This is a genomic window from Streptomyces sp. ActVer (assembly GCF_027270795.1).
GTDB classification, from domain to species: Bacteria; Actinomycetota; Actinomycetes; order Streptomycetales; family Streptomycetaceae; genus Streptomyces; species Streptomyces umbrinus_A.
Genome location: NZ_JAPWHT010000674.1, coordinates 1 through 3839 on the forward strand (window position 1 = coordinate 1; position 3839 = coordinate 3839).

The window sequence follows — 3839 nt, forward strand, 5'->3', positions numbered from 1 at the left end:
CCATGGCCTGGTCGGCCCATGCCTCGCCGACGTTGAGGACAGGGGTGGTGAGCTTCTTGACCAACTCCACGAGGTGCCCCGAGCGGTAGGGTACGGCCAGCCCGGATACGGCTATCCACAGCAGCCGCAGTTCCCGGGTGCGCCCGGGACACCGCCGGGCGGTGGCTCGCGCAACCCTTTCAAGGGGAAGCCCGCGGTGATCATCGGGGCGGCGCTGGCCGCGGCGCTCGTCATCGGCGGCACCGTGTGGGCCGTCTCCGGCAGCGGTGACGACTCCAAGAAGAAGCCCGTCGCCGACAAGAGCCAGGACAGCAAGGCCTCGGAATCCGGCGCCCCGGTCAACCCCGGTGACGGCGACGGCGACGGCAACGCGGGCACCGAGGACCTCAACGAGGGCCGCCAGGCGGGCGAGTCGAAGGTGCTCTGGTACAAGGAGGCGCCCGACGCGCCCGGTTCCGGCGCCGACGCCCCCGGCCTGTGGGTCACCGACAAGGTCGCCGTGAAGGCCGCGTACAAGCAGGTCTTCGCCTACAACGTCGACGACGGCAAGGTCGCCTGGCCCGCGGTCTCCTTCCCGGAGAAGATCTGCGCGGTGTCCCCGCAGAAGACGTCCGCCGACAAGGTCTTCGTGGCGTACAAGGAAGGCACCAAGGACACCGCCGAGTGCAACCAGGTCGTCGAACTCGACCTCGCCACCGGCAAGAAGGGCTGGACGAAGGAGATCCCGGAAGGTGACCTCTTCGACAGCGCCCTCAGCCTCAGCCTGAACATCGTCGGCGACACGCTGATGGTCGGCCGCTCCATGTCCGGCGTCGGCTACGACGTGACCAGCGGCGACAAGCTCTACGACAAGAAGAAGTACGGCGCCTCCTGCTTCCCGTCGGCGTTCACCGGCGGCGCCAAGCTGCTCGCCGTCTCGTCCTGCGGGGCCGGCGGCGACGACGAGCACGACGAGGTGCAGGAACTCGACCCGGCCACCGGCAAGGCCAAGTGGACCAAGAAGTTCCCCAAGGGCTGGCGCGTGGAGCGGACCTACTCCGTCGACCCCGCCGTCATCTACCTCACCAACGCCGACAAGAAGCAGTGGAACATCACCACGCTGAAGAACGACGGCTCGGTCCGCTCGGAGGTCGACGTCGACGAGTCGTTCGCGCCCGAGTGCGGCTGGGCGATCCTCTCGCGCGACCTCCAGGGCTGCGGGGGAGTGGCGTCCGACGCGAACACCCTCTACCTGCCGACCGAGGCGAAGAGCGGCGCCAACGAGGTCGTCGCGATCAGCCTGGAGAGCGGCAAGGAGAAGTGGCGGGTCAAGTCCCCGGCCGACGAGGCGATGATGCCGATGAAGCTGGACGGCACGAACCTGATCGCCTACGTGCAGCCCTCGTACGACGCCGGCGGGCGGGTCGTCTCCATCCCGACCGGCGGCAGCGCGCACACGCCTCAGAAGCTCCTGCAGAACCCGCAGGGCACCGCGGACATCGAGGACGGCTTCTTCTCGAAGGCCGTCGACTACGTGGACGGGCGCTTCTACCTCTCCACCACTCGCCTGACGGGCAACGACGAGTCCAAGGAGAAGCTCATGCTGGCCTTCGGCAAGTGACCCGGCCGGCTCTCCCGCACGCCCTCCGCGCTCGTCCCGTCCGGCCCGTCCACGGCCACCAGACCTTCGTCCCCTTCGTATCCGAGGTACACACGTCATGAGTCAGCCGCCGCCCCCGCCGCCCAACCAGCCGCCCCAGGGAGGCGGTTTCGGCGCCCCGCAGGACCCGCCTCAGGGCGGGTTCTGGTGGGGGTGTTCTCGTAGGTCGGTGGGGTTGCTGCGGGGTGTAGGGAGAGGAGGTCCAGGGCCAGTTGGACTGCGTCGTCCAGTTGGGCGTGGCGGCCTTCTGCCCAGTCGAGGGGGGTGCGGAGGATTTCGAGGTCGGGGATGACGCCCTGGTTCTCGATGGACCAGCCGTACGCGTCGAACCAGGCGGCGTTCATGGGGACCGTGATGACGGTGCCGTCGCCGAGGCGGTGGCGGCCGGTCATGCCGACGACGCCGCCCCAGGTGCGCTGGCCCACCACCGGGCCCAGCTTCAGGAGTTTGAACGCCGCCGTGATCATGTCGCCGTCGGACGAGGTCATTTCGTCGGCCAGGGCCACCACCGGGCCCCGCGGGGCGTTGGACGCGTACGACACCGGCTGGGCGTTGCGGGTGAGGTCCCAGCCCAGGATCGTGCGGGTGAGTTTCTCCACGACCAGCTCGCTGATGTGGCCGCCGGCGTTGCCGCGTACGTCGACGATGAGGGCGGGCCGCGACACCTCCATGCGCAGGTCGCGGTTGAACTGGGCCCAGCCCGAGCCGCCCATGTCCGGGATGTGCAGATAGCCGCAGCGGCCGCCGCTCAACTCCCGTACGACCTCACGGCGTTTGGCGACCCAGTCCTGGTAGCGCAGGGGGCGTTCGTCGACCAGGGGGACCACCGCGACCCGGCGCGAGCGGCCCCCGCCCTCCGCCGGGGTGAACGTCAGCTCGACCGTCGTGCCGCCCGCGCCCGCGAGGAGGGGGAAGGGGCCCGGGACGGGGTTCACCGGGCGGCCGTCCACGTGGGTGAGGACCGCGCCCTCGCGGATGCCCGTACCGGCCAGCGGGGAACGGGCCTTGGAGTCGGAGGAGTCGCCGGGGAGGATGCGCTGGACGAGCCAGCCTTCGTCCCGCCGCACGAAGTTGGCGCCGAGCAGGCCCTGCGCCCGCTGGTAGTGGGGCGGGCCCTCGTCGCGCCGGGCTGCGGTGACGTACGCGTGCGAGGTGCCCAGTTCGCCCAGGACCTCGCGGAGCAGGTCGGCGAACTCGTCCGGGGAGGCGACCCGTTCGACGAGCGGGCGGTACTGCTCCAGGATCCGGTCCCAGTCGATGCCGCACATGTCGGGGGCCCAGAAGTAGGCGCGGATGAGTCGGCCCGCCTCGGCGTACGCCTGGCGCCACTCCGCGGCCGGGTCCACCTCGTGGAGGATGCGGCGGAGGTCGATCCAGACGGTCGTGTCGCCGTCGCCGGACTCCGTGGAGGGAACCGCGCGCAGGTCGCCCTCGTCGACCACGACCAGCCGGCTGCCGTCGCCGCTCAGCGCGAACCAGTCGAGGTGCTCGACGAGTTCGGACTTCTTCGCCTTGGTGATGTTGAAGTACTCCAGGGTCGGACGGCCGCTCGTGTCGTCCGGGTTCGCGAACGTCTCGCCGAGCGCGCCCGAGATCGGCCAGCGCAGCCAGACCAGGCCGCCGCCCGCGACCGGGTACAGCGCCGAGTACTTGGACGCCGTGACCGGGAAGGGCGTCACCCGGCTCTCCAGGCCCTCGATCTCCACGGTCACCGTGGCGCCGTCGCCGGTGTCGTCCTCGACCGGGTCCAGACCGCCGGCCGCCGGGCGTCCCTCGGGGTTCAGCGCGAAGGGGGACGGGGTCGCCGAGGACAGGGGGACGAGGTACGGGCGGCAGCCCAGCGGGAAGGACAGGTCGCCGGTGTGGACGTCGTACACCGGGTCGAAGCCGCGCCAGGAGAGGAAGGCGAGGAAGCGGCCGTCCCGGGTGAAGACCGGGTTCTCGTCCTCGAAGCGGCCGTTGGTGACGTCGACGATCGTGCGTGCGCCCGGCCCCTCGATCCTGGCCATCTTGATCTGGCGCAGGGTGCGGCCGATGCCCGGGTGCGACCAGGTCAGCCACGCCCCGTCCGGGGAGAAGGCCAGGTCGCGCACCGGCCCGTTGATGGACCGGATGAGCTCGGTGACCGGTGTCGTACGAGGCGCACGAGGTCCAGCGCCGTACGACCGAGGCCGCGTTGCTCCAGCTCGGGCACGGGGCC

The 3839-nt window shown here is 70.7% G+C and carries 2 protein-coding genes; one reads left to right on the plus strand and one right to left on the minus strand.

Features of this window, described 5'->3' with window-relative positions; genetic code table 11:
- Positions 1–1600 (plus strand): PQQ-binding-like beta-propeller repeat protein (locus O3Q52_RS50210; RefSeq protein WP_269655104.1); only part of this gene is annotated, 1600 nt, incomplete at its 5' end.
- Positions 1601–1695: 95 nt separating this feature from the next.
- Here O3Q52_RS50210 and O3Q52_RS50215 read toward each other — a convergent pair.
- The coding region (locus O3Q52_RS50215; RefSeq protein ID WP_269655105.1) for a S41 family peptidase at positions 1696–3839 on the minus strand (2144 nt) is incomplete at its 5' end.